Origin of the sequence: Agrobacterium leguminum (genome assembly GCF_015704895.1) — a bacterium.
GTDB classification, from domain to species: domain Bacteria; phylum Pseudomonadota; class Alphaproteobacteria; order Rhizobiales; family Rhizobiaceae; genus Agrobacterium; species Agrobacterium leguminum.
Map to the genome: position 1 here is coordinate 459188 of NZ_JADQWB010000001.1, position 25304 is coordinate 484491.

22 protein-coding genes are annotated in these 25304 nt (G+C 60.0%); 10 read left to right on the forward strand and 12 right to left on the reverse strand.

Annotated features, from left to right (window positions below; all coding sequences use genetic code 11):
* Positions 1 to 31: 31 nt before the first annotated feature.
* The 4 genes from map to I3J13_RS02340 all read left to right on the forward strand — a co-directional run bounded on the left by map (position 32) and on the right by I3J13_RS02340 (position 4020).
* Complete coding sequence (gene map, locus I3J13_RS02325) at positions 32 to 871, forward strand: type I methionyl aminopeptidase (protein ID WP_142779246.1); 840 nt, start codon at positions 32 to 34, stop codon at positions 869 to 871.
* A gap of 14 nt (positions 872 to 885) precedes the next feature.
* Complete coding sequence (gene radC / locus I3J13_RS02330) at positions 886 to 1719, forward strand: RadC family protein (RefSeq protein WP_196377891.1); 834 nt, start codon at positions 886 to 888, stop codon at positions 1717 to 1719.
* A 137-nt stretch (positions 1720 to 1856) separates the two neighbouring features.
* Complete coding sequence (locus I3J13_RS02335) at positions 1857 to 2279, forward strand: TadE/TadG family type IV pilus assembly protein (protein ID WP_003524819.1); 423 nt, start codon at positions 1857 to 1859, stop codon at positions 2277 to 2279.
* 1 nt (position 2280) lies between these two features.
* Positions 2281 to 4020, forward strand: coding sequence for a TadG family pilus assembly protein (locus I3J13_RS02340; protein ID WP_196377892.1), 1740 nt, complete (start codon positions 2281 to 2283; stop codon positions 4018 to 4020).
* A 66-nt stretch (positions 4021 to 4086) separates the two neighbouring features.
* Here the strand turns inward: I3J13_RS02340 and I3J13_RS02345 are convergent, their stop codons facing one another.
* The 4 genes from I3J13_RS02345 to rpiA all read right to left on the reverse strand — a co-directional run bounded on the left by I3J13_RS02345 (position 4087) and on the right by rpiA (position 8590).
* Entirely contained in the window at positions 4087 to 5463 is a 1377-nt protein-coding gene (locus tag I3J13_RS02345; RefSeq protein WP_035262011.1) for a class II 3-deoxy-7-phosphoheptulonate synthase, read from the reverse strand.
* 248 nt (positions 5464 to 5711) lie between these two features.
* Entirely contained in the window at positions 5712 to 7097 is a 1386-nt protein-coding gene (gor, locus tag I3J13_RS02350) for a glutathione-disulfide reductase (protein ID WP_196377893.1), read from the reverse strand.
* A gap of 211 nt (positions 7098 to 7308) precedes the next feature.
* Positions 7309 to 7878: a DUF2059 domain-containing protein gene (locus I3J13_RS02355; RefSeq protein WP_003524811.1), complete on the reverse strand. Its 570-nt coding sequence runs from the start codon at positions 7876 to 7878 to the stop codon at positions 7309 to 7311.
* Positions 7879 to 7894: 16 nt separating this feature from the next.
* Positions 7895 to 8590: a ribose-5-phosphate isomerase RpiA gene (gene rpiA / locus I3J13_RS02360; protein WP_003524809.1), complete on the reverse strand. Its 696-nt coding sequence runs from the start codon at positions 8588 to 8590 to the stop codon at positions 7895 to 7897.
* 190 nt (positions 8591 to 8780) lie between these two features.
* Between rpiA and I3J13_RS02365 the strand changes: the two genes are divergently transcribed.
* Positions 8781 to 9482 carry an HAD-IA family hydrolase gene (locus I3J13_RS02365; protein ID WP_196377894.1) on the forward strand — a complete coding sequence of 234 codons (702 nt, stop codon included), beginning with the start codon at positions 8781 to 8783 and terminating at the stop codon, positions 9480 to 9482.
* A gap of 309 nt (positions 9483 to 9791) precedes the next feature.
* Here the strand turns inward: I3J13_RS02365 and I3J13_RS02370 are convergent, their stop codons facing one another.
* On the reverse strand, positions 9792 to 11741 hold the full coding sequence (locus I3J13_RS02370; RefSeq protein WP_236000796.1) for a L,D-transpeptidase family protein: 1950 nt from the start codon (positions 11739 to 11741) through the stop codon (positions 9792 to 9794).
* Positions 11742 to 12153: 412 nt separating this feature from the next.
* Between I3J13_RS02370 and fumC the strand changes: the two genes are divergently transcribed.
* Both fumC and I3J13_RS02380 read left to right on the forward strand, forming a co-directional pair.
* The gene (gene fumC / locus I3J13_RS02375; RefSeq protein ID WP_035223240.1) at positions 12154 to 13545 is read left to right on the forward strand and encodes a class II fumarate hydratase; all 1392 of its coding nucleotides are present in this window, start codon (positions 12154 to 12156) and stop codon (positions 13543 to 13545) included.
* A gap of 216 nt (positions 13546 to 13761) precedes the next feature.
* Positions 13762 to 14514, forward strand: a complete 753-nt coding sequence (locus I3J13_RS02380; protein ID WP_196377895.1) for a hypothetical protein — start codon at positions 13762 to 13764, stop codon at positions 14512 to 14514.
* Between the two features lie 131 nt (positions 14515 to 14645).
* Here the strand turns inward: I3J13_RS02380 and I3J13_RS02385 are convergent, their stop codons facing one another.
* The 4 genes from I3J13_RS02385 to I3J13_RS02400 all read right to left on the reverse strand — a co-directional run bounded on the left by I3J13_RS02385 (position 14646) and on the right by I3J13_RS02400 (position 18972).
* On the reverse strand, positions 14646 to 16274 hold the full coding sequence (locus I3J13_RS02385) for a CTP synthase (RefSeq protein ID WP_059760448.1): 1629 nt from the start codon (positions 16272 to 16274) through the stop codon (positions 14646 to 14648).
* Between the two features lie 261 nt (positions 16275 to 16535).
* Positions 16536 to 16991, reverse strand: coding sequence for a preprotein translocase subunit SecG (secG, locus tag I3J13_RS02390; protein WP_003524802.1), 456 nt, complete (start codon positions 16989 to 16991; stop codon positions 16536 to 16538).
* Between the two features lie 116 nt (positions 16992 to 17107).
* Positions 17108 to 17878 (reverse strand): triose-phosphate isomerase, encoded by a 771-nt coding sequence (gene tpiA / locus I3J13_RS02395; protein ID WP_080851921.1) that lies wholly within the window; start codon positions 17876 to 17878, stop codon positions 17108 to 17110.
* Between the two features lie 212 nt (positions 17879 to 18090).
* Positions 18091 to 18972 (reverse strand): alpha/beta fold hydrolase, encoded by an 882-nt coding sequence (locus I3J13_RS02400; RefSeq protein WP_196377897.1) that lies wholly within the window; start codon positions 18970 to 18972, stop codon positions 18091 to 18093.
* Positions 18973 to 19197: 225 nt separating this feature from the next.
* Here I3J13_RS02400 and parE point away from each other — a divergent pair, with 225 nt between their 5' ends.
* Together parE and I3J13_RS02410 are read left to right on the forward strand one after the other, a co-directional pair.
* A complete protein-coding gene (gene parE, locus I3J13_RS02405; RefSeq protein ID WP_196377898.1) occupies positions 19198 to 21300 on the forward strand; it encodes a DNA topoisomerase IV subunit B in 2103 nt (700 codons plus the stop codon).
* Between the two features lie 67 nt (positions 21301 to 21367).
* Complete coding sequence (locus I3J13_RS02410; RefSeq protein ID WP_196377901.1) at positions 21368 to 22258, forward strand: NAD-dependent epimerase/dehydratase family protein; 891 nt, start codon at positions 21368 to 21370, stop codon at positions 22256 to 22258.
* 9 nt (positions 22259 to 22267) lie between these two features.
* Here I3J13_RS02410 and I3J13_RS02415 read toward each other — a convergent pair whose 3' ends face one another.
* From I3J13_RS02415 to I3J13_RS02425, 3 genes are read right to left on the reverse strand one after another with little or no spacing between them, the layout of a single operon-like run.
* Positions 22268 to 22876: an ATP-dependent Clp protease proteolytic subunit gene (locus I3J13_RS02415; RefSeq protein ID WP_196377903.1), complete on the reverse strand. Its 609-nt coding sequence runs from the start codon at positions 22874 to 22876 to the stop codon at positions 22268 to 22270.
* Between the two features lie 41 nt (positions 22877 to 22917).
* On the reverse strand, positions 22918 to 23274 hold the full coding sequence (locus I3J13_RS02420; protein WP_196377905.1) for an SRPBCC family protein: 357 nt from the start codon (positions 23272 to 23274) through the stop codon (positions 22918 to 22920).
* A complete protein-coding gene (locus tag I3J13_RS02425) occupies positions 23271 to 23585 on the reverse strand; it encodes an ArsR/SmtB family transcription factor (protein WP_003524773.1) in 315 nt (104 codons plus the stop codon). The genes I3J13_RS02420 and I3J13_RS02425 overlap by 4 nt, the downstream gene beginning before the upstream one ends.
* A gap of 159 nt (positions 23586 to 23744) precedes the next feature.
* Between I3J13_RS02425 and I3J13_RS02430 the strand changes: the two genes are divergently transcribed.
* Positions 23745 to 25301 (forward strand): phospholipase D-like domain-containing protein, encoded by a 1557-nt coding sequence (locus I3J13_RS02430; protein ID WP_196377907.1) that lies wholly within the window; start codon positions 23745 to 23747, stop codon positions 25299 to 25301.
* The last annotated feature ends 3 nt before the right edge of the window (positions 25302 to 25304 follow it).

Genomic DNA, 25304 nt, shown 5'->3' on the forward strand with positions numbered 1-25304 from the left:
ACAGGGACGTAAAGAGACAGAAAGCACCAAGATGGTCACCTATATCGACGCAGCCTCCGCCCCCCTCAAGAATACCGGCGTCATCCGCCTCTATACCCCTGAGGACTTCGACGGGATGCGCAAGGCGTGCCAGCTGACGGCGCGTTGCCTCGATGAACTCGCCGCAATCGTCAAGCCAGGCGTGACGACCGACGCCATCGACCGTTTCGTCTTCGAATTCGGCGCCGACCACGGCGCGCTGCCGGCAACACTGAATTATCGCGGCTATACCAAATCCGTCTGCACCTCGATCAACCACGTCGTCTGCCACGGCATTCCGGATGCGAAGCCGCTGCGCGAAGGCGATATCGTCAATATCGACGTGACCTATGTGCTGGATGGCTGGCATGGCGATTCGAGCCGGATGTATCCGGTCGGCCAGATCAAGCGCGCCGCCGAGCGGCTGATGGAAGTGACCTATGAATGCCTGCTGCGCGGCATCGCGGCGGTGAAGCCCGGCGTGCGCACCGGCGCAATCGGCGCGGCGATCCAGGCCTATGCGGAAGCGGAGCGCTGCTCTGTCGTGCGCGATTTCTGCGGCCATGGCGTCGGACGTCTGTTCCACGACACGCCGAACATCCTGCATTACGGCCGCCCGGATGAAGGGCCGGAAATCCGCGAAGGCATGATCTTCACCATCGAGCCGATGATCAATCTCGGCAAACCGCATGTGAAGGTGCTTTCCGACGGCTGGACGGCGGTAACGCGCGACCGGTCGCTCTCCGCACAATATGAACATGCCGTCGGCGTCACGGCCACCGGCTGCGAAATCTTCACACTGTCGCCCGGCGGCTTCGACCGTCCGGGCCTGCCGCCGCTTCCCCCCGCATAAGGCCAGACCCGCCTATGGCAAAACGCCCCGCCCCGCCTTCCGCCGATCTTTCCAAAACTCCCGGCTTTCAGGCGGGCGAAGGCGATCTGTTCAACGGAGCGGATGAGCGCGGCTTTTTTGCCGAATCGCGAAGCGGCGCGAAAAGGCCGGCAGCCATCGTCGAACAGGAGGCGGATGCCGCCCATTATCACGGACATCGCGACCGGCTGCGGGCGCGCTATCGCGATGGCGGCGACGCGGCGCTCGCCGATTACGAATTGCTGGAGCTTCTTCTCTTCCGGCTGATCCCGAGGCGCGATACCAAGCCCATCGCCAAGGCCCTGATCGCCCGCTTCGGAACGCTTGGCAGCGTGCTCGGCGCGTCCTTGCCGCTGTTGCAGGAGGTGAAGGGCGTGGGCGAAACCGTGGCGCTCGATCTGAAGCTCGTCGCCTCCGTTTCCCAGCGCATGCTGAAAAGCGAGATCCGCAACAAGCAGGTGCTCGGCTCCTGGTCCTCGGTCATCGATTATTGCCACGCCGCCATGGCCCATGAAACGCGCGAACAGTTCCGCGTCCTGTTCCTCGACAAGCGCAACGTCCTGATCGCCGATGAGGTACAGGGTCAGGGAACCGTGGATCACACGCCGGTCTACCCGCGCGAGGTCGTGCGCCGCGCCCTTGAACTTTCATCTACCGCCTTGATTTTAATCCACAATCATCCAAGTGGAGACCCAACACCTTCGCGCGCCGATATTGAGATGACCAAGACCATCATCGATACGGCAAAGCCGCTCGGCATCACCGTCCACGACCACATCATCATCGGCAAGGACGGCCACGCCAGCTTCAAAGGGCTTCGGCTGATCTGAAGTAAACGCGAAAGCTTAAGAAGAGCTGCAACCCATAGGAGCGGCATCAACACAAAATTAACACCTATAAATTAGCATTTCCGAAAATAATAAATCAAGGCATCGAACCTTGATGCCTGAAGGAACGGGGGTGCTTTATGTTTAATGGAGTGCGTTTCTTTCGCGATAGATCTGGCTCGTCTGCTGTCGAGTTTGCCATCGTCGCACCGATATTCTTTCTCGTCCTGCTCACCATGATCGCCTACGGCATTTATCTGATGGCGGCCTATTCGGTGCAGCAGATCGCCGCCGACGCGGCACGGACGGCGGTTGCCGGCCTCAACACGACCGAACGCCAGCAGCTTGCCCGGGATTTCGTCACCAAAAGCGACCTCAGCTACGCCTTCATGGACAAGAGCCGCTTCACCGTCGATGTCGCGACGGATCCCGCCAATGCCAACCAGTTCACGGTGAAGGTCGAATATGACGCCCGCGATCTACCGATCTGGAGCCTCTACAGCTACACCCTGCCCGAGCCGGTCATCCGGCGTTTTTCCACCATCCGGATCGGAGGAGCATGACATGCGAGATTTTCATTCCCTGCTTCCCCGCTTCCTCAAGGATAAAACGGGCAACATCGCCATTTCGGCGGGGCTCACCGCACCGCTCTTCATCGGCATATTGGCGCTCGGCGTCGATTACGGTTATCTGACATTGCAGAAACGGCAATTGCAGCAGACCGCCGATCTCGCGGCCATATCGGCGGCAGCCAACGCCACGGACGCCGAAAAGGCGGTTCAGCAATATTTCGCCCTCAATGGCATGGATCTCGGTGTCAGGACGGCCCAGGGGCTTTTGACCGAAAAGGGCCTGCAACCCTTCGACCCGCTGAATGAATTCGCCAACAGCAAGGGTTATGCCGAGGTCATCAAGGGTCATTACGAGCCGGATGCGACAGTCCCGGTCGGCCAGCGTTTCGTCGATAACGCCCTGCCCACCAATGCGATAAAGGTGAACATCGTCGAACAGGGCCAGATATTCTTCGCTTCCGCCTTCACCAAGCCGCCAAAGGTCTCGGCGGTCGGAACGGCCTCGTCCCAAAGGATCGCGGCATTTTCGGTGGGATCGCGGCTCGCCAGCCTCGATGAGGGAATTCTCAACAGCCTGCTCGGCGGTCTGCTCGGCACCACGGTTTCATTGAAACTCATGGATTATCAGGCGCTTCTCGCCGCCGATGTCAATGCGCTCAAGATCGTCGAGGCGCTGGCCATCGATCTCAACCTCACCGCCGGCACCTATAAGGATGTTCTGAAGACGGAAATCAGCTACGGCAAATTCCTCGACGTACTGACGAAAACCACAGGCTTGCAGCCGGCGGTCGTCAACATTTTGAATACGCTGCAAAAAACCGTCAACAAGAGCAACGTCAAGATCAAGCTCGAGGAGATCCTCAATCTCGGCCCGTTCTCGGACAAGCTGATCGGTACGGGCGAAAACCTCAAGGTCACCGCTGGCGTCTTCGATCTCATCAATGCCGCCGCCGTGGCGGGCAATGGCGGCAACCAGCTGGGCCTTAATATCAACGCCAATCTTCTCGGCCTCGCCTCGGTCAAGGCAACGCTCGCCATCGGTGAACCGCCGGTCGAAACGCCGTCGCTCGCCGTCGGCGGTCAGGGCACCGTGGTGCGCACCGCACAGACCCGTCTTGCGGTCAGTGTCGTGGTGGACGGGCTTCAGGCCATTGCCGGCCTCAAGGTCAATCTCCCGCTTTATGTGGAAGTCGCCCATGCCGAAGCGCGGCTTGCCGATATTCGCTGCACGGGCGGCGGACAGGGCACCGTCGATGTCGAGGTCGTTCCCGGCGTCGTCGAAATCGCCCTTGGCAATGTCGATACCACGGCCTTTGCCAATTTCGGCAGGGACCCGCGCGTCACTAAGGCCGCAATCGTGGATTCGGCGCTGCTCGCCATCAATGGCAGCGCCCTCATCAACGCCACCAATATGACCAAGACCAAGCTGACCTTCACGCAGTCCGATATTACCCAGGCCAAGATCAAGAGTGTCTCCACCAAGGACACCGTCACCACTCTTGTCAGTTCACTGCTGAAAAACCTCAACCTGGATATCAGGCTTCTCTTCCTCAACCTGGATTTGGGAGGCCTGGCGGGCATTCAGTCGGCGCTTGCCAACACGCTTGCGGCAGTCACCGCTCCGGTCGATCAGCTGCTCTACAACGTGCTTCTGGTTCTCGGCGTCAAGATCGGCGAAGCCGATGTGCGTGTCACGGATGTCCGCTGCCAGCAGCCGGCGTTGGTGCAATAATTCAGTACCGCGCATGAAAAAGCCGCCGGAGGGTCTCCCGGCGGCTTTTTTGTTTATGGTGTCAGATCAGGCGTTGGCGATTGCCAGACGCTTCTCATCGCGGCCGCTCTTCATGCGCTCGGACAGCAGGAAGGCCAGTTCCAGCGCCTGATCGGCATTGAGGCGCGGATCGCAATGGGTGTGGTAACGGTCGGACAGCGAATCCGCCGTCACGGCGCGCGCGCCGCCCGTGCATTCCGTTACGTCCTTGCCGGTCATCTCGATATGGATGCCGCCCGGATGCGTGCCTTCGGCGCGGTGGATCTGGAAGAAGCTTTCGACTTCCGACAGGATGCGCTCGAACGGACGCGTCTTGTAGTGGTTGAGCGTGATCGTGTTGCCATGCATCGGATCGCAGGACCAGACGACCTTGCGGCCTTCCTTCTCGACAGCGCGGATGAGCTTCGGCAGGCTGTCCGCCACCTTGTCATGGCCGAAACGGCAAATCAGCGTCAGGCGGCCGGCCTCGTTCGCCGGGTTCAGCGCATCGATCAGCTCGATCAGATTGTCGGGCGTCAGCGACGGGCCGCATTTCAGGCCGATCGGGTTCTTGATGCCACGGAAATATTCCACATGCGCATGGTCGAGCTGGCGCGTGCGGTCGCCGATCCAGATCATGTGGCCCGAGGTGGCGTACCAGTCGCCCGAGGTGGAATCGACGCGGGTAAGCGCCTCTTCGTAACCGAGAAGCAGCGCCTCATGGCTGGTGAAGAAGTCGGTCTCGCGCAGGCTCGGATTGCTCTCCGCCGTGATCCCGATCGCCTTCATGAAATCCATGGTCTCGGAAATCCGGTCGGCCAGCTTGCGGTAACGGTCCGCCTGCGGGCTGTCCTTGATGAAACCGAGCATCCACTGGTGAACGTTTTCGAGGTTGGCGTAACCGCCCATCGCGAAAGCGCGGAGCAGGTTCAGCGTCGCCGCCGACTGGCGGTAGGCGTCGAGCTGGCGCTCCGGGTTCGGAATGCGCGAGGCCTCGTTGAATTCGATGCCGTTAATGATGTCGCCGCGGTAAGACGGCAGCGTCACGCCATCCTGCGCTTCCACGTTGGAAGAGCGCGGCTTGGCGAACTGACCGGCAATGCGGCCGACCTTCACGACGGGCAGCTGCGCGCCATAGGTCAGCACGACGGCCATCTGCAGGAAGGCGCGGAAGAAGTCGCGGATATTGTCCGCGCCATGTTCGGCGAAGCTTTCGGCGCAATCGCCGCCCTGCAGCAGGAAGGCGTTGCCTTCCGCCACATTGGCAAGCTGCTTCTTCAGGCGGCGGGCTTCACCGGCAAAGACCAGGGGCGGATAGGTCGCAAGCGTGGCTTCCGTTGCCGCAAGCGCTGCCGCATCCGGATATTCGGGAACCTGCTGGATCGGTTTCTGCCGCCAGCTGCCGGGGGTCCAATTCTGTGCCATGTTCTCACCCTTTTCTCGCCCGCGCGACGTCGCGCGGCCGCCTCGAAAAATTGAGCGGCTTATAGCTCCAAGCATCGGCTTTGCATAGCCGATCCCTGAGCCATCCGGCTCATTCTGCCCGTTTTGAGCGCTCCAGACGCACAAAAGTCAATTCAAACGATTTAACAACGCCGCCGCCATTCGAAAACTTCGCTTTCGAAGGGCGGCAGGCTGATGTGGGCGGCGATTATATCACGCCTGTACCGGCGTTACACACGCTCGCCATTCACGACGCGATAGCTCGGCGAATACATCGTCACCAGCTCTTCGGCGGCCGTCGGATGAACCGCCATGGTGCGGTCGAAATCATCCTTGGTGCAGCCGGCTTTCAGCGTGATGCCGAGAAGCTGCGCCATCTCGCCTGCCTCATGGCCGAGAATATGCGCGCCGACGACCTTGCGGTCGGCGGCATTGACGATCAGCTTCATGATCGTCTTTTCCTGACGGCCGGAAAGCGTCGCCTTCATCGGCCGGAACTGGGCGCGATAAACCTCCAGTTCCGGATATTTCTTGCCGGCTTCCTCTTCCGAAAGACCGACGGTGCCGATTTCCGGCTGCGAGAACACCGCCGTCGCGATCAGCTCATGATCCGGCTTGGTCGGGTTGTTCTTGTATTCGGTTTCGATGAAGCACATGGCCTCATGGATCGCCACCGGCGTCAGCTGTACCCGGTCGGTGACGTCGCCCAGCGCGAAGATGTTCGGCACATTCGTGCGCGAATAATCGTCGACGACGATCGCGCCCCGCGCATCGAGCTTCACACCGGCATTTTCGAGACCGAGACCTTTCGTGTTCGGATCGCGCCCGAGCGCCAGCATCACCGTCGCGACGGCAAGCGTACCATGGTTCTTGGTGCGGGCCTGCAATGCGCCCTCACCCTTCGTCACTTCTTCGATGACATCGCCGAGCAGGATCCTGATGCCCTTGGCCTCCATGGCCTCGTGCAGGCCCTTGCGCATGTCCTGATCGAAACGCGACAGGATTTCCTTGCCGCGATAGATCAGGGTCGTTTCGACACCCAGCCCATGGAAGATATTGGCGAATTCCACCGCGATATAACCGCCGCCGGCGATCAGGATCGATTTCGGCAGCTCTTCCAGGTCGAAAGCCTCGTTGGACGAGATCGTCAGCTCATGGCCGGGCAGCGCCTTGTGCTCGTTCGGCGTGCCGCCGACGGCAATCACGATACGCTCGGCGGTGAAGGTCTCTCCGGTTTTCGTCAGCTTCACGGTATGGGCGTCGACCAGTTCCGCCCGGCTGTCGAAAATATCGGCCTTGGCGTTTTCCAGACCCTTGCGGTAGAGCCCTTCGAGACGGGTGATTTCCTTGTCCTTCGCCGCGATCAGCTTCTTCCAGTCGAAGCTGCGCTCGCCGACGCTCCAGCCGAATCCTTCCGAATCCTCGAAATGCTCAGGGAATTGCGAGGCATAAACGAACAGCTTCTTCGGCACGCAGCCGCGGATGACGCAGGTTCCGCCATAGCGGTATTCCTCGGCAATTGCGACGCGCTTGCCGAGCGAGGCCGCCACGCGGCCGCTGCGCACGCCGCCGGAACCGCCACCGATGACGAAAAGATCGTAGTCATAAGCTGTCATAGTCAAAACCCCTGATCAAAACCGCCGCCGTCAGCCTCGAGACGGGCGGCGGCGCATTCACGGCACATATAGGTGCTGCGACGCACAAATGAAAAGCCCGGTCTTGCGGCCGGGCTTTGAATATTTCTGAAGATAGGCTTTTTGATTAAGCATCGGATTCTCCGGAAACCGCATTACACTTTCCGGTCCGATGCTCAGCCTGTTCATTCAATCAGGGCTTGGGAGCAGCCGGAGCGCCACCGGTGGCGTTCTGATCGGCCGGAAGCGGCTTCAGATCGGCGCCGGCAACCTTCTGCAGTTCCGACATGCTGGAAGCGTTGAGGTCGCGGTTGATGCCGGCGGCCCAGATATCGGCAGCCTTCATCAGTTCGCGCGTGGCGATCGGGCCGTCCTTCAGGAGCTTCTTGCCGGCTTCGCTGCTGTAGAAGGTGGAAATGGCGTTCAGCTCTTCGACGGTGAAGGCGCGCGCATAGGTGAGCGCTGCTTCGCGCTCCAGATCGGCGCGGCGCGGCGCAAGCTCGAGAGCCTTCGCATCGACGGTCTCGGTGATCGCGTCCTGAACGTTCGGCGAAGCCTGAATGAGTTCGGCCTTCAGACGCTCCGCCAGACCCGGCAGAATGTCGTCGAAACGGTCGGTAACGCCAAGAGAGGTAATCGCCTGCCGTGCGGCAGCGATATGCGCTTCGGAAATTTCCTGAGCGCGTGCGGCAGTACCGAACACGATGCCGGAAATGAGGATCGAAGCAGCGGCAGCTTTGCCCAGTCCCGCTAGTTTGACCATGAAAATCTCGCTCCTGTTATACTGCCTGCATCACGCGGGCGCCTTCAGGACCCGCGATAATGGCAAGCGATGCCAAATTTATGAAAAGTCCGTGCTCGACGACACCGGGAATCGTGTTCAGCTCGCGTGCTAGCGCTTCTGCATCAGGAATACGGCCAAAAGATGCGTCGAGGATAAGGTGTCCGCCATCGGTCATGAAAGCGCCGTCGCCGGAAGAACGCATCGTCAGCGTGCCGGAAAGCCCGGAACGCGACGCCAGTTTTTCGATGGCGATACGCGTCGCCACCTGGCCGAACGGGTTGATTTCGATGGGAAGCGGAAAGGCGCCCAGCGTCTCCACCACCTTGCTCTGGTCGGCGATCACGATCATGCGGGCGGATGCCGCCGCAACGATCTTTTCGCGCAGCAACGCGCCGCCGCCGCCCTTGACGAGACGCAGCGCATGATCGACCTCATCCGCACCGTCGATGGTCAGATCCAGTTCCGGCAATTCATCCAGCGATTTCAGCGGCACGCCAAGCTCGACGCACAGGCGCGCGGTGCGCTCGGATGTCGGCACGCCCTCGACCTTCAGACCGGCGGCGACCTTTTCGGCCAGAAGCCTGACGAATTCCTCGGCCGTCGAACCCGTGCCGATACCGAGCCGCATCCCATCCTGCACGTGGGACAATGCGGCCTCGGCGGCCTTGATCTTCATCTGGCGGGCATCCATGTGCCTGAAACTCCGGTAACTTTGTCGTCGCCGTGCTGTTTACACGGGTCGAAAGCCAAACGAAAGCCTTTTTCAAGCCAACGAACAGAACGTTGTGACGCGGTTGCAAAGACAGGCCCGTTTGCCTAGGCTTGGCGGGAATGAAAGCACCGATACATCAGTTACACGCATTCCCGAGAGGCCAGTTCCCGTGACATCCCGCCCGCTCTCCCCGCTCGCCATTTTCGATCTCGACGGCACGCTGGTCGATACCGCCGCCGATCTGGTCTCGAGCCTTAACCACACCATTGCCGCAGCCGGGCTTGCTCCCGTCACCTATGACGACCTGACCCACCTCGTCGGCCAGGGCGCGCGAGTGATGATCAAGCGCGCCTTTGCGCTTCGCGAAACGGAACTGCCGGAAGCTGAAATCGAGCCGCTCTATGAGCGCTTCATCACCCATTACCGCGCCGAAATGCCCGGCGAAAGCCGCCCCTATCCCGGCATCATCAACACGTTGGATGCGCTCTCGGAAGCCGGCATCACGCTTGCCGTCTGCACCAACAAGACTGAAATCCTCGCTCTGCCGCTGCTCGAAGAACTCGGTCTGACACGCTATTTCGCCGCCATCACCTGCGGCGACACCTTCTCCTTCCGCAAGCCGGATGCCCGCCATATTCTCGGCACCATCGAAAAAGCCGGTGGCGACGTCCAGCGCTCCATCATGGTGGGTGACAGCATCAACGACATTCTCGCGGCAAAGAACGCCGCCGTGCCGTCGATCGGCGTGACCTTCGGTTATTCGGATGTGCCGATGGTTGAACTGGAGCCGGATGTCGTGATCGACGATTTCACAGCGTTGACGCCGGCGCTGTTCGAAGAGCTGGTTGCGAAGGGTGCAGCCGCGGCCTGAGAGGCTGGACCAGACAAGTAAAGCGCCAGGGAACGGCGATTCCGACGTCAATGAGAGCTGAACAACCTCTCTTCCGTCATGCCGGACTAGATCCGGCATCCAGCCACGGCGCGTCTGCGCCGTGAAAAGACTCTTTTGCGATCAAGGACTTGATCGCGCTGGACCCCGGATCAGGTCCGGGGTGACGGAGTACGGTGTTGCCTTTAACGCCAAATGTAGCAGGCGGACTCCAGCACCAAACAAATTGGGCAGGCCTTTCCTTCAAAAAAAAGCGCCGTCTCCGGCGCTTTTTTCTTGATGCTATCCTAATCAGATCGACGCGGGCCGCGCCTTCGTCGTCACGGCGAACGCCTTCTGCACATAGCTGTCGCGGTCATAGACATCGTCGAAGAACTGCACCTTGCCGTCCTTGTCCGGCCAGGCGGTGAAGTAGGCCACATAAACCGGAACCTTCTCCGGCACCTGCACGGCGCGGTTCTTGCCGGACGCGATCTGCTCTCCGACCTTGTCGACGCTGGTGCCGAGAACGGCGGCGGCCATGCGGCGCGGATCGACCAGACGGATACAGCCATGGCTCAGCGCCCGCATGTCGCGATTGAAGAAGCTCTTGGCCGGCGTGTCATGCATGTAGATGGCATGCGCGTTGGGGAACAGGATTTTCAAGTCGCCCAGCGCATTGTCGCTGCTCGGCGGCTGGCGCACGGAAACGGCGTTTGTGGAGCCATACCAGTTGACGCTGGTGGAGGAGACGGCACGGCCGCCCACCTGCACTTCGTAACCCAGCCGGTCGAGATAGGACGGATCGCGGCGCAGCTTCGGCAGCATTTCGTTGACGATGATCGACTGCGGCACGCCCCAATAGGGGTTGAACTCGACGGTCTGGATTTCGTCCTGGAAGAAATAGGTCTGGTTGGCCTTGGAGCCGACGACCACCTTCATGCCGAACTGTTCCTGGCCGTCATTGTGGTAATAGGCCATGAAGGCGGGCTGGTTGATGAAGACATAACGCTGGCCGAGATCGGCCGGCAGCCAGCGGACCTGCTCCATCGCCACCTGCACCTTGGCGATCTTCGCGTCATTGCTTTCGCCGACCATGGCGCGCACGGTGGCGCGGCCGATCACGCCATCGGGTTTCAGGCCGTTTTCGCTCTGGAACGCCTTCACCAGATCGACGAGATCGGGCGTATAATCCGGCGTCTGCTGGTAAGCGGAAATGGTCGCGGCATGTTCGGCCTTGAAGGCGGGCGAAGCGCGATGTTCGATGGCCTTGACGACATTGGCCATATCCGCGCTGCTGTTGCCGGGCTTCAGCACCAGATCGGCGGGAACGCGGACGACATGCGCCGCATCGCCCTCACCGCGCAGGCGGGCAAGCTCCGCCTTCAGCGCCAGATATTCGGCGCTCGACGGTTCGCGGCTGCGCAGATAGGCGGCAACATCGGGGCTCAGGCCCGCAAGCTTCAGCACGGGTGCGAGGTTCACCGTCTTGCGCTTGAAATCGTGATAGCCGGAAAGCCGGTTCGGATCGACACGGCCACGGGCCGTATCCTGCACATAGGCGAGAACCTTGGCGGAAAGCGCCAGCTCGAACTGCATCTGCGCCCGCTGATAGGCGTCGGACACGGGCGCCGAGGCCGTCTCCACCGGCGTATCGGTCGCAGCCGCACCGGAAGCGTTGCTGATGCTGGCCGTCACATCCTTTGCCGGTGGCGAAATGCTGTAATCGGCCGGATCGAGGCCGCTTTCTCCGACCGTCTCGAGAAAGGCGATGACAGCATTGGCGCGCGCGGTCAGCTCGCCTTCCGAAACCCAGAGCGTCTTGCCGCCAGCGCCGTAATAGGCTTCCAGCGCCTTGGCGATCTCAGGGGTGGCGCTGAATTTCAGATTGGCAAGGCCTTCACCGAAATTCGCCGTGTTCACCGCACGGGCCGTATCCGCCTTGTAGTCGTAATAGCGCGGGCCGGAAACACGCGGCAGCGGCTCGGGATCGGAAGCATCCGCACTTTGGCCGGCACTCGATCCGGGGGGCGAGGTGACGATGCCGGCCGGCGGCAACTCACCGCGATCGCGCGCGATCTTGCCAGGGCCGCCGCGCAGGAGGTCCATCAGCGTTACCGCACCGGCGCTGCCGGGAAGAGCGGTGGAAACGGAAAGACCGAGAGCCAGCACCAGTGCTGCCGATGTTTTTCCAGATGTGACTTGCAATTTGATCCTCGTAGCACCCAGCACCGCCAGCGAAAGGGCGGGCATCAGTTTCATGCTTGTCTAGCCGATCGACGGCCCGTTGAAAAGAAAACGCGAAAAAGCCCACAACCGTGCCGAAATGAACCTTATGATACAGCCAAAGCCGTAAAAACGTAATTTCCAGAATTGGCGAGAATGGTTAAATTTCCATTTATTTCATTCACTTTGCCCTGCCCCGCCAGACCTTCCCAGCACCCCGGAAAGCCCGCTTTTCCGGCCATTTCGCGTCGTAGTAAAAATGACACGCCGGCGCCTTTTTCACCCCGCGCCGCGCCATACGGCGAAATCGCTTTTGTGCGGCGGGAAATATCTGCCTCCGCTGCATTGCAACGCTTTCATTGCCGGCGCGATGATTCTATATATCGGCCGCGCAAGGCGGGCGAAGGCGCCGTTTTGGCGGAGGAAAACGAGTAAAAAGGCAAGATTGATGACAGCCACACGGACGGAAACCGATACATTTGGACCCATTGAAGTTCAGGCCGATCGCTATTGGGGCGCGCAGGCGCAGCGCTCGCTCGGCAACTTCAAGATCGGCTGGGAAAAGCAGCCCGCCTCTGTCGTTCGCGCGCTCGGCATCGTCAAGCAGGCCGCAGCCCGCGCCAACATGGCGCTTGCTGGCCTCGACCCCAAGGTCGGTGACGCCATCATCGCCGCCGCGCAGGAAGTCATCGACGGCAAGCTGACCGAGCATTTCCCGCTCGTCGTCTGGCAGACCGGCTCCGGCACCCAGTCCAACATGAACGCCAATGAGGTGATTTCAAACCGCGCAATCGAGATGCTCGGCGGCGAAATGGGCACCAAGAAGCCGGTTCATCCCAACGACCACGTCAATATGAGCCAGTCCTCGAACGACACCTATCCGACGGCGATGCACATCGCCTGCGTGGAAGAGATCGTTCACCACCTGCTGCCGAGCCTCAAGCACCTGCACAAGGCGCTGGAAGCCAAGGTCAAGCAGTTCGAGAAGATCATCAAGATCGGCCGCACCCACACGCAGGATGCAACGCCGCTGACACTCGGCCAGGAATTCTCCGGCTACGCCGCGCAGGTCGCCTCGGCCATCGCCAATATCGAAACCACCCTGCCAGCGCTTTCCAAGCTCGCTCAGGGCGGCACTGCCGTCGGCACGGGCCTCAACGCCCCCATCGGTTTTGCCGAAAAGGTCGCCGAGGAAATCTCCAAGATCACCGGCCTGCCCTTCGTGACCGCGCCGAACAAGTTCGAGGCGCTCGCCTCGCACGATTCCATGGTCTTCTCGCACGGTGCGATCAATGCGGCTGCGGCTGCGCTCTTCAAGATCGCCAACGACATCCGCTTCCTCGGCTCCGGCCCGCGCGCCGGTCTCGGTGAATTGTCGCTGCCGGAAAACGAACCCGGCTCGTCGATCATGCCTGGCAAGGTCAACCCCACCCAGTCGGAAGCGCTGACGCAGGTGTGCGCCCACATCTTCGGCAACAATGCAGCGCTTTCCTTCGCCGGTTCGCAGGGCCACTTCGAACTCAACGTCTATAACCCGATGATGGCCTACAACTTCCTGCAGTCGGTCCAGCTTCTAGGCGATGCGGCCGTCTCCTTCACCGACAATTGCGTCGTCGGCATCGAGGCCCGCGAAGACAATATCAAAAAGGGCGTCGAAAACTCGCTGATGCTGGTGACGGCGCTCAACAGCAAGCTCGGCTACGACATCTGCGCCAAGATCGCCAAGACCGCGCACAAGAACGGCACGACGCTGCGCGACGAGGCCGTCGGCGGTGGATACCTCACCAACGAGGAGTTCGACCAGTATGTGCGCCCGGAAAACATGATCGGCCCGAAGTAATCGGTTTGGATTTTGGTGGAATGCAGAACGGGCCTTCGGGCCCGTTTTCGTTAAAGGAACAGAAGGAAGTAATAGTGGCGACCCACTGATCGAGCTGACCGTAATAAACGATCTATCACTTCCTATACTCAAGAAAATTCTATATTTTCTAATATTAAAATAATATAAAACTCTAATTAAATATATCTATATAATATTTATATAAAGGATTGCATTGTGCCCGTAATAGAGAAAAAGAAGAACTCCGAGATTGCGTTTTGTATTGTTTCAACGCAAAAACCTCAAGAAATAATTAGAGACCTCAATGAGATATCTTTGAGAATTGAAGAAAGCTTATCTGATGAAAATATTTGGTACAGGGTCATTGATTTATCGGGAACATGGAATTCGAGTGAGGAATTCTATCCTTGGACTGAAATAAATTATAATGCTTGGATAAAACTCGCGCTTCACTCTGAAGTGCTTGATGACCTGCGTGCTTGGTTTGGGACGCTGGAAAAATTGCTTATCCGATTCTCTCAAGAAGGACATGCAATTCCCATGATGGAGACGGACGAAGCGGCGTTTGGTGAGGTTCCCCTAAGTATACTAGCCGTTATGTATTCAGATTTCGTACCTATTTATACACGTTTCCTCGATCTGTGGGAAGCACAAGATAGGAACCAATGCTGTGAAATTGTTACAGATATAGTCAAATCACATGGAGCAATCATTGAAGTCGAGGATTTGTTGGTTAAATTGGTTTCCGAGCACTCCTATGATAACTCTTTAATACCGTATCTGAGAACAGAATTAGAAAATATTTATGACGATTTTCCGCAATCAGCATTATTTCGCAAAATGGTCGAGGTGATGCATGCCAAAGAGGCCGAAAACATTGGGTTTGAGCGATCTATATTCCGATATTGTTCCGACTGGGTGGAACTTACGGAAAGCGCAAACGCGATACTGGCCGAACTCGAAAGCTGAAATAGTTCTGCTATCACGAGGATGTCTTGCTAAAGGTTCCAATCGGACGGCTACCGCGGCTTAAGTGGTTCTATGATCGCGATAGATAAAAAGGGCCGCAAAAGCGGCCCTCTTCGTAATCATTCAAACCGTCAAACCAGCCGGCTCTGCTCCACCGCCGCTTCAATAAAGCTGGCGAAAAGCGGATGCGGGTCAAGCGGGCGGCTCTTCAGTTCCGGGTGGTACTGAACGCCGATGAACCACGGGTGATCGGGATATTCCACCGTTTCCGGCAGGACGCCATCCGGGGACATGCCCGAGAAGACCAGGCCGCATTCTTCCAGCCGGTCCTTGTAATCCACATTCACCTCATAGCGGTGACGGTGGCGCTCGGAAATATCCGTGGTGCCGTAGATTTCGGCGATCTTGGTGTCTTTCTTCAGCGCCGCCTTGTAGGCGCCGAGACGCATCGTACCGCCGAGATCGCCCTTGGAGGAGCGCTTCTCCAGCTCGTTGCCCTTGACCCATTCGGTCATCAGGCCGACAACCGGCTCTGAGGTCGGACCGAATTCGGTGGAGGAGGCATTTTCGATGCCGGCAAGGTGACGGGCCGCTTCCACGACCGCCATCTGCATGCCGAAGCAGATGCCGAAATAGGGCACGTTGCGCTCACGCGCGAACTGCGCCGCCATGATCTTGCCTTCCGAACCGCGCTCGCCGAAGCCGCCCGGCACCAGAATGCCGTTGACCTTTTCGAGATAGGGGGTCGGGTCTTCCTTTTCGAAGACTTCCGACTCGATCCATTCCAGCTTGACCTTGACGCGGTTGGCGAAACCACCGTGATGCAGCGCCTCGATCAGCGACTTATAGGCATCCTTGAGGCCGGTATATTTGCCGACAATCGCAATCGTCACTTCGCCCTCCGGCGTGCGGATGCGGTTGCAGACTTCTTCCCAGGGCTCCAGACGCGGCTTCGGCGCCGGCTCGATGCCGAAGGCGGCCAGCACTTCCGAATCGAGACCTTCCTTGTGGTAGGCAATCGGAACGTCATAGATATTCGCCACATCCAGCGCCTGAATGACGGCGGACGGACGCACGTTGCAGAACAGCGAAAGCTTGCGGCGTTCCGCTTCCGGGATTTCCCGGTCGGCGCGCACGAGCAGAATGTCGGGATGAATGCCGAGCGCCTGCAGTTCCTTCACGGAATGCTGGGTCGGCTTGGTCTTCAGCTCGCCAGCCGCCGGAATGTAAGGCATCAGCGTCAGGTGAAGATAGATCGCCGTGCCGCGCGGCAGGTCGTTGCCGAGCTGACGGATCGCTTCCATGAACGGCATCGCCTCGATGTCACCCACCGTGCCGCCGATCTCGCAGATGACGAAGTCGTAATCGTCATTGCCTTCGATCACGAAATCCTTGATCTCGTTGGTGACATGCGGAATGACCTGAACGGTTGCGCCGAGATAGTCGCCGCGCCGTTCCTTGTCGATGATGTTCTTGTAGATGCGACCGGTGGTGATGTTGTCGGTCTTGGTGGCCGAACGCCCCGTGAAGCGCTCGTAATGGCCAAGGTCGAGGTCCGTCTCGGCACCGTCATCCGTCACGAACACTTCGCCGTGCTGTGTCGGGCTCATGGTGCCGGGATCGACGTTCAGATAGGGGTCGAGTTTACGAAGCCGCACCCGATAACCACGGGATTGCAACAAAGCTCCGAGTGCTGCCGCGGCGATGCCCTTGCCTAGAGAGGAGACCACGCCGCCTGTGATGAATACATATCGCGCCATGGGATTCACCGGATACCTTTTTACCTCTGATTCCGCCAGCCCAAATTTCATGCTTTCGAAAATTCGCTGTTGACGAATTTGCGATGGGTCAGGCCGGAATGCGAACAAAAGAAAACCGGCAGGCATTACAGCGCCGCGCGTCATTCATGACGCGCAAAGGACGCTGTAACGCTTTTAGGTCGGCGCATAGTCCTTTCTTTAAATCATGAAGATTTCAAGGGCTATGCGCTGGCCTGCCGGAGCGTTAAATCAAAACCGGGCTTATTGACCGGTCGGAACTGCGTTCGGATCGGCGGGCTGCGCCGGGGCCGGAGCGGCCGTGCCGGAAGCGGCCGGAGCCGGGGTCGTCTGAGCCGGTGCGGCTGCACCATTGGTCGGAACGCCATTCTCAGCCGGAGCCGGCGTCGACGGCGTCGTCGCCGGGCCGAGCGTATCGAGAATGCCGTTACCCTGGCCCTGCGTGGCCGGAATACGGTTCAGAATATCGGTCGGGCGCGATTCGTAACGCGTCAGGAGACCGAGGCCGAGCGAGGTCGCGAAGAACAGCGCGGCAAGGATCGCCGTGGTGCGCGTCAGCGCATTGGCCGTTCCGCGCGCGGACATGAAGCCCGAACCGCCGCCGATACCGAGGCCGCCGCCTTCGGAACGCTGGATCAGGACCACGCCGACAAGCGCCAGCACGATCATGAGGTGAATAACAATCAAAACGGTCTGCATGACAATCCATTCCATGCCCCGCGCGGAGCACTACAAAGAAGGTTTCGCGGCTCTTTACATGAGGCGAAGGCTTATTCCAAGCCCCTTTCCCGCCATCTGTAACAGGAAAACCTGTCTCAGGCCGTCAGTTGCTCGTATGCCGCATAGATGGACAGGAAGTCTGCGGCTTTCAAGCTCGCGCCGCCGATCAGCGCGCCATCCACGTTCTCGACGCCCATCAGTTCCAGCGCATTGGCGGGCTTTACCGAGCCGCCATAGAGGATGCGCATGGTCTTGCCGGCGTCGCCGAAGCGCTTGACGAGTTCGTCGCGCATGAAGGCGTGGGCCTCGCGCACATCGTCCACGGTGGGTGTCAGACCCGTGCCGATCGCCCAGACGGGCTCATAGGCGATGACGGTATTTTCGGCCGTCGCCTCGTCCGGCAGGGAGCCGGCCAGCTGGCGCTTGAGGATATCGAGCGTCTGGCCCGCCTTGCGCTCATCCGCCGTCTCGCCGATGCAGACGATGGCGATAAGATCGGCCTGATGGGCGGCAACGGCCTTGGCGCGCACCAGATGATCGGTCTCGGCATGGTCGGTACGGCGCTCGGAATGACCGACGATGACATGGGTGCCGAAGCAGTCGGCGATCATCTCGGCGGAAATATCGCCGGTATGGGCACCGGAGGCGTTCTGGTGGCAATCCTGCGCGCCGATCATCAGCGGGCTGTCATCGCACAGCGCCGTTGAGACGTAGAGCAATGTCGAGGGCGGGCAGATCAGCGCATCCACCTTTTCGGACAGCGCGCCCTTGACGCCCTCTGCCATGGCCTTGATCTGATCGAGCGAGGCACGGGTGCCGTTCATCTTCCAGTTTCCGGCAACAAGCGGTCGAACATTCGGCGTCATGCGTATCCCATTCCCTTTGTCTTGAGGCCGCCTGTGGCGGCGCCCCTTCCCTCAGCCGTATCACGGCCCATAATCGCGACAGAAACACTGCCGGAAATCCCGGGATATTCCTTTAACCTCAGCCGGCAACAAATGGTACAAAAAAGCGGCCCAAAGGTTCAAAACAACGGGCAATTTCTAGAAATTTGCCGTTGCTGACCCAAATCGCGGCCTCAGCGGCTCAAAATCCAGTTCAAAACCGCCCGCCAGTCGGTCATGCGCACCGGTGTGCCGTGGCTACCGGTCTCATAGCGCGTGAACCGCGCCGGCTCGCCGGCCTTCAGCAAAGAGCGGAAGATGCTTGCCTGCTGATCGGCCGAATAGACCTTGTCGGCGCTGCCATGGGTGAACCAGACCGGCTTCTTCGCCCTGGCAAAGGCGCTTTTCGGAAAATCCGGATCGACCGCACCGCCGAGGATCGCCATGCCCTTGAGATTGGCGACGGCCGCCTTGTCCCGGCTGATGCCATAGCAGATGAAACTGCCCATCGAGGCGCAGGTCAACACGACAGGCTTGCCGCCCGATTTTTTGGCCGCATCGGCAATCAGCGTCGCGATATCGGCGACGCCGTTCTCATCGAAGGAGCGCACACTCGGCGCATAATAGGTGCCGCCATTGGCGACGGCGAGATTTTTCAGCCGGTTGAAATTGCCGCCGAAGGTGTAGTCGTTCATGCCGAGCCGCCGGTCGCCGCCGCGCCCATGAATGAAGATGACCGTGAAGGCCTGCCCGCTTGCCGGCCCGACGCGGCCGACCTCAAGCGCCCTGCCCTCGACGGACATTGTTTCCAGTGCCTGCGCCTTCTTCGGCGTCATATCTACATATTGCCGTTTCACCCGCCGCTCGGGCACCTCGTCGCGGCCGTTGATATCGCGCATCTCCTGATAGTCGATGACTTCGGATGCGCCGCCATCGCCCGTGGAAAGCACCGTCTGCGCGGAAAACAACTCGTCCTTGAAAGGCCGCAGCGGCCCCTCGGCGGCGGAGGTTGCGACGGGCATGGCCGCCACAGTCAGGCTGAAAAGAGTACAAAACGTGAAATGAGCTGTGGACATGCCTTGGCTAACCGTTCATTCGTGGCTGCGAGACTTGCCATTGCAACCTCGCCAGCGCAATCCTCCTGTTGCGAAACCCTGACACAATCGTGGCATAGGATGCGCCGCGTTTGCCAGACGGACCCACTTCAAATCGGACGGGAACCGCGTTTGGCGTTATGATTGACGCTACTGGCATAATGATTCGCATGGCGAAATTCTGACACACGACTTTGAACTTTGGACATGATGGACGACAGCAACGATCTCTTCTCCGGTCTTCCGGCAGCACGAAACAGCGATACGGAAACGAACGAGGATACCGCAAAGACGCCGGTGACCGCGGCCGCCAACGCGAATGTGCAGCCGAAACCCGCAGCCGTTGCGGCCGTGACGCCGCCCGCCCCTGTATCACCATCCGGTGACGACTACGGCGCGTCCTCGATCCGCGTGCTCGAAGGGCTGGAGCCGGTGCGCATGCGCCCCGGCATGTATATTGGCGGCACCGATGAGAAGGCGCTGCACCATCTCTTCGCCGAAGTCATCGACAACTCCATGGACGAGGCCGTCGCCGGCCACGCCAATTTCATCGAGGTCCATCTCGACGCCGAAGGTTTCCTGACGGTCACCGACAATGGCCGCGGCATTCCGGTGGAAAACCACCCGCAGGTTCCCGGCAAGTCGACGCTCGAAGTCATCATGACCAAGCTGCACGCCGGCGGCAAGTTCGACGGCAAGGCCTATGAGACATCGGGCGGCCTGCACGGCGTCGGCGTTTCCGTGGTCAATGCGCTCTCCGATCTTCTCGAAGTGGAAGTGGCCCGCAACCGCAAGCTTTACCGCCAGCGTTTCTCGCGCGGCCTGCCGATCGGTCCGCTGGAAGAGCTGGGCGACGTGCACAATCGCCGCGGCACCCGCGTGCGTTTCCATCCCGATCCGCAAATCTTCGGCGATCACGCCAAGTTCGAACCGGCCCGCATCTTCCGCATGGCCCGTTCCAAGGCCTATCTCTTCGGCGGCGTCGAAATCCGCTGGAGCTGCGATCCCGGCATGGTCCCGGCCGGCGGTGAAATCCCCGAAAAGGCAGTTTTCCATTTCCCCGGCGGCCTGAAGGATTATCTTGCCGCCACGCTCGGCAAGGAATTCACCGTTACCCGCGAGATTTTCTCCGGACGCACGGAAAAGACCGGTGGCCATGGCGCGCTCGAATGGGCAGTAACCTGGTATGGCGGCGATACGCAGATCCATTCCTATTGCAACACCATTCCCACGCCCGAAGGCGGCACGCATGAGGCGGGCCTGCGTATCGCGCTCACCAAGGGCCTGAAGAATTATGCGGACCTGACGCAGAACAAGCGCGCCAAGGACATCACCACCGATGACGTGATGATCTCTGCCGCCGGCATGCTCTCCGTTTTCATCCGCGAGCCGGAATTCGTCGGTCAGACCAAGGACAAGCTCGCCACCGTCGAAGCCCAGCGCATCGTCGAAAACGCGCTGCGCGATCCCTTCGACCATTATCTCGCCGGCAATCCGGGCGAAGCGGCGAAGCTGCTCGACTGGGTGATCGAGCGCGCCGAAGAGCGCCTGCGCCGCCGCAAGGAAAAGGAAGTCAACCGCAAGACCGCCGTGCGCAAGCTGCGCCTGCCCGGCAAGCTGGCGGATTGCGCCCAGAACACCGCAGAAGGCGCTGAGCTTTTCATCGTCGAGGGCGACTCGGCGGGCGGCTCGGCCAAGCAGGCGCGCAACCGCGCCAACCAGGCCATCCTGCCGCTGCGCGGCAAGATCCTCAACGTCGGCAGCGCCAGCCGCGAAAAGCTCTCCGCCAACCAGCAGATCGCCGATCTCATCCAGGCGCTCGGCTGCGGCACGCGCACCAAATATCGCGAAGAGGATTTGCGGTATGAGCGCATCATCGTCATGACCGATGCCGATGTCGACGGCGCACATATCGCCTCGCTGCTCATCACCTTCTTCTATCAGGAAATGCCGGAACTCATTCGCGGCAACCATCTCTATCTGGCAGTGCCGCCGCTCTACAAGATCGCGCAAGGGGCCAAATCCGCTTACGCCCGCGACGACGCCCACCGCGCCGAATTGATGGAGACCATGTTCAAGGGCAAGAAGGTCGAAATCAGCCGCTTCAAAGGCCTCGGTGAAATGATGGCCCAGCAGCTGAAGGAAACCACCATGGATCCCGAAAAGCGCACCCTGCTGCGCGTCGAGATCGACGATGTGGATTTCGAAGGCACCCGCGAAGCCGTCGACAATCTGATGGGCACCAAGGCCGATGCCCGCTTCCGTTTCATTCAGGAACGGGCGGCATTCGCGGATAATCTGGATATCTGATCGTCCGGATGAACCCTTGAAAGGCAGCGCATGGCGCTGCCTTTTGTGTTGATGTGGAGGCAACATCATGCGGATAGTGCTGACGGGCAGTTCCGGTCGGGTCGGCCGCACGATTTTCAGTGCGCTGTCCGGCAGGCACGATGTCACCGGCATGGATCGCTCCCCCTTTTCCACCACCCATATCGTTGGCGATTTCGCGGACGAGGCGCTCCTGCGCTCCGCTTTCGAACGGGCGGATGCGGTGATCCATACGGCAGCACTCCACGCTCCGCATGTCGGCATTGTCCCGGACTCGGAATTCCAGCGCATCAATGTCGAGGGAACCCACATGGTGGCGCAAGCGGCGATGGCGGTGGGCGTGTCGCGGCTGGTCTTCACCAGCACCACGGCGCTTTACGGACACGCGGTGTCTGCAGCGTCATGCACCTTCATCGATGAAGAGACGCCGCCCCGGCCGAAAAGCATCTATCACCGCACCAAACTTGAAGCCGAGCAGATGCTGGAGGGAATGGCAGGCCCGCATCTCGCCGTGCGCGTGCTTCGCATGTCCAGAAGTTTCCCGGAGCCCGCCGACGTGATGGCGGCTTACCGGCTGCATCGTGGCGTCGATATTCGCGATGTCGCCGATGCGCATGTGCTGGCGCTGACCAATGCGGGGGGCGATTTCCAGCGCTATATCATATCAGCAACCACCCCGTTTTCCGCCGATGACTGCGACAGCCTCGCCAAGGATGCCGCTTCCGTTCTCTGGCAGCGGACCCCGGCCCTCGCCGACGCTTTCACGCAAAGGGAATGGGCAGTGCCGGCAACGATTGACCGGATCTATTCGCCCGCCCGCGCCGCAGAGGGTCTGGGCTGGACATCCCGCTTCGGTTTCGGCGAGGTACTTGCACAATTGGACCGGCGCAGTCTGGAGGTCCTGCCTGTGGGCGCCAATATCAGCAGGAAATCCGAATAAGCGTCCGGCTTATGCCGCGACATCCTCACGAACGCCCAGAATGCGATCGATCAGGCCCCATTCCAGAGCTTGCTCCGCCGTCATGAAAAAATCCCGGTCCATGGCCGCTTCGAATTTTTCATAACTGCGTTTGCAATGTTCGGAATAAAGCCGCGTCATACGGTGCTTCGTCTGCTTCATCTCTTCGGCATGGATCAGCATATCCGAAGCCTGCCCCTGGAAACCGCCCAGCGGTTGATGAATGTGGATGCTGGCATTGGGAAGGGCGCTCCGCTCGCCCGGTTCACCCGCCATCAGCAGAAACGACCCCATGGAGCGGGCCGTTCCCATGCAGAGCGTATGAACCGGTGCGCGGATATAATGCATGGTGTCATACATGGCGAGACCGCTGGTCACCACACCGCCCGGCGAATTGATATAGAGATGGATCGGCTTCTTCGGGTTTTCCGCCTCGAGAAACAGCAATTGCGCGCAGACCAGCGCCGAAACCGCATCGTTCACCTCACCGTTGAGGAAGATGATCCTTTCCCGCAACAGCCGGGAATAGATATCGAAAGACCTTTCTCCCCTTGACGATTGTTCGACTACCATAGGGACGAGTTGCATCGCTTCGCGCATCGGCGAACTCCTGTCGTTGAAATGTCGGGGAACGTTCCGGATCAGGCGGCGAGCTTGATCGGCGAACCGTTGTGGTTTGCGGCGGCCTTTATCATCCGGCCGGTATTGACTGGCAGGTCATGAATGATGCGCAGGCTGGTGCCGCCATGGGCATTCGCCGCGATCCTGAAGGTGACGGTGCTTTCCAGAAATGGCGGATTATCCTCGCGCAGCCGGTAGCGAACCTCCTCGCCGGGCTTGATATCGATCGCATCGGGCTCCGCCAAAGCCTCATTCGGCAGCCAGTTTTCACGAAACGCCGGAATGCTGATGGCGCGCCAGACCTTTTGCGGCGGCTCGTCCAGATCATATTCAAGCTCGATGCCGTTCTTCGGCGCTTCCGGTGTCTGCCTGTTCATTGGTCCATATCCTTCAGCAGGAGTTTGAGAGCCTCAATGCGCTGCGGCCAGTAGGCGCGATATTTGCCGAGCCAGGCCGCAATGCGCGTCAGCCCGTCCGGATCCACTTCATAATTGACGAAACGGCCCTGCCGCTTCTCGACCACCAGCCCTGCCCCGCGCAACACCGAAAGATGCTGCGACATGGCCGGTTGGCTGATCTCTATCCCCTCACGCAGGGCGGAAGCGTTCATGGCGCCATCCGCCAGCTTTTCGAAAATGGCGCGGCGCGTCGGATCAGCCAGCGCCCGGAAAATATCGTTCTCTGTCATGACAACACATAAGCACACACTTATGTGATTCACAAGCCCTTTCGGCGCGTGGAAAATGCGCCTTTTTCACGCCGATGGCACGAGGTGCCGTGAACGCTTTATCCGCTCGCGCGTTTTCATCCCGCCTGATACTCTTCGGGCCGGGAGCGATCAAAACAAGTGACTGCATTTACGGTCTTCATCATCATTCTTCTTATGGTCATAGGGCCGAGCCTGTTTGTCGTCATCGGCAAACAGCGGGAAAAGGCAATTCCCAAGCGCCCTTCCACCGCCCTGCCCCTTGCCGAAGACGCAACGACGCTGGACCGGCACTGGCAATCGATAAGAAACGGCTGGAACGAGAAAAATGCGCTCTGCCTGCTGCATTCCAACCTCGATGCCTTTGCGGTGCGCGTGGCGGCGGCGCGTGCCGCCGGGCGCAGCCTCGATCTGATGTATTACATGTGGAATGCCGACCTGACCGGACGGCTGATGATGCGTGAAGTCATCGCCGCCGCCGATCGCGGCGTGCGCGTGCGCCTGCTGCTCGACGATCTCGGCGTCTCCATCTCCGACCGCATCTTCCACGCCATCGACAGCCATCCGAATATCGAGTTGCGACTGTTCAACCCCACCCGGGCGCGGGAAAACATTCTGCATCGAAGCATAGAGCTGGTGCTACGCTTCCGAAGCGTCAACCGGCGCATGCACAACAAGGCCTGGATTGCCGATGGCCGGGCCGTGATCGTCGGCGGGCGCAACATTGGCGACGCCTATTTCGACGCCGCCGAGCGGGCGAACTTCCACGATTTCGATATTCTCGGCTTCGGCAGGATCGTCGCCGACGCTATGGAAATCTTCGACGATTACTGGAACAGCGCCGTTTCCGTGCCCGTGCGTTCGCTATTGGCGCGCAGGCCGAGCAAACTCGCAAGGCTGCGGCGCGAGCTGGACGCCCTGCCGAAAAGCGAAGCGGCAAAACCCTATCTGGAGCGGGTCGAAAGCCAGTATGGCCGCGACCATTTCCTGATGTCTGACCGTCTGCACTGGGTCGAGGCGGCGGATATCCTCGCCGACCCGCCAGAAAAAGCGGCGGGCAAACGCCGCAAGGGTCACAACTTCCTGATGGAAAGCCTGCTGCCGCTGATGCAGGCGGCAAGCGACAGCCTGCACATCACCTCCCCCTATTTCATTCCCGGCAAACAGGGCGTGGGGATATTTCTACAGCTCGCCGAGAACGGCGTGTCGGTCGCCATCCTCACCAATTCGCTGGCCGCGACAGATGTGGCCGCCGTCCATGCCGGTTATGCCCGCTACCGAAAACCGCTTCTCTCCGGCGGGGTGCGCCTGCACGAGCTGCGCGCGCAGGCGGATCAGTCGAACTTCACCCTGCGCGGCTCGGGACAGGCGAGCCTGCACACCAAGGCCTTCACCCGTGACGGCAGGACCGGCTATATCGGCTCGCTCAATTTCGATCCGCGTTCCGCCTCGCTCAATACGGAAATGGGCGTCGTGTTCAACTCGGCCCCGCTGGTTGCCCGCATGGACGAGATATTCGCGGGCGAAATCCGTCGCACCATGAGTTTCGAGCTGGAAATCGACAAAGGCAGGCACATCGTCTGGATGACGGAAGAACAGGGGCGGACAAGGACATACCGGCGCGAACCCGACGCCACCATCAGCCGCCGCATCGTTGCCGGTATCATGCGCTTCCTGCCGCTGGAATCGCAGCTTTAGCGG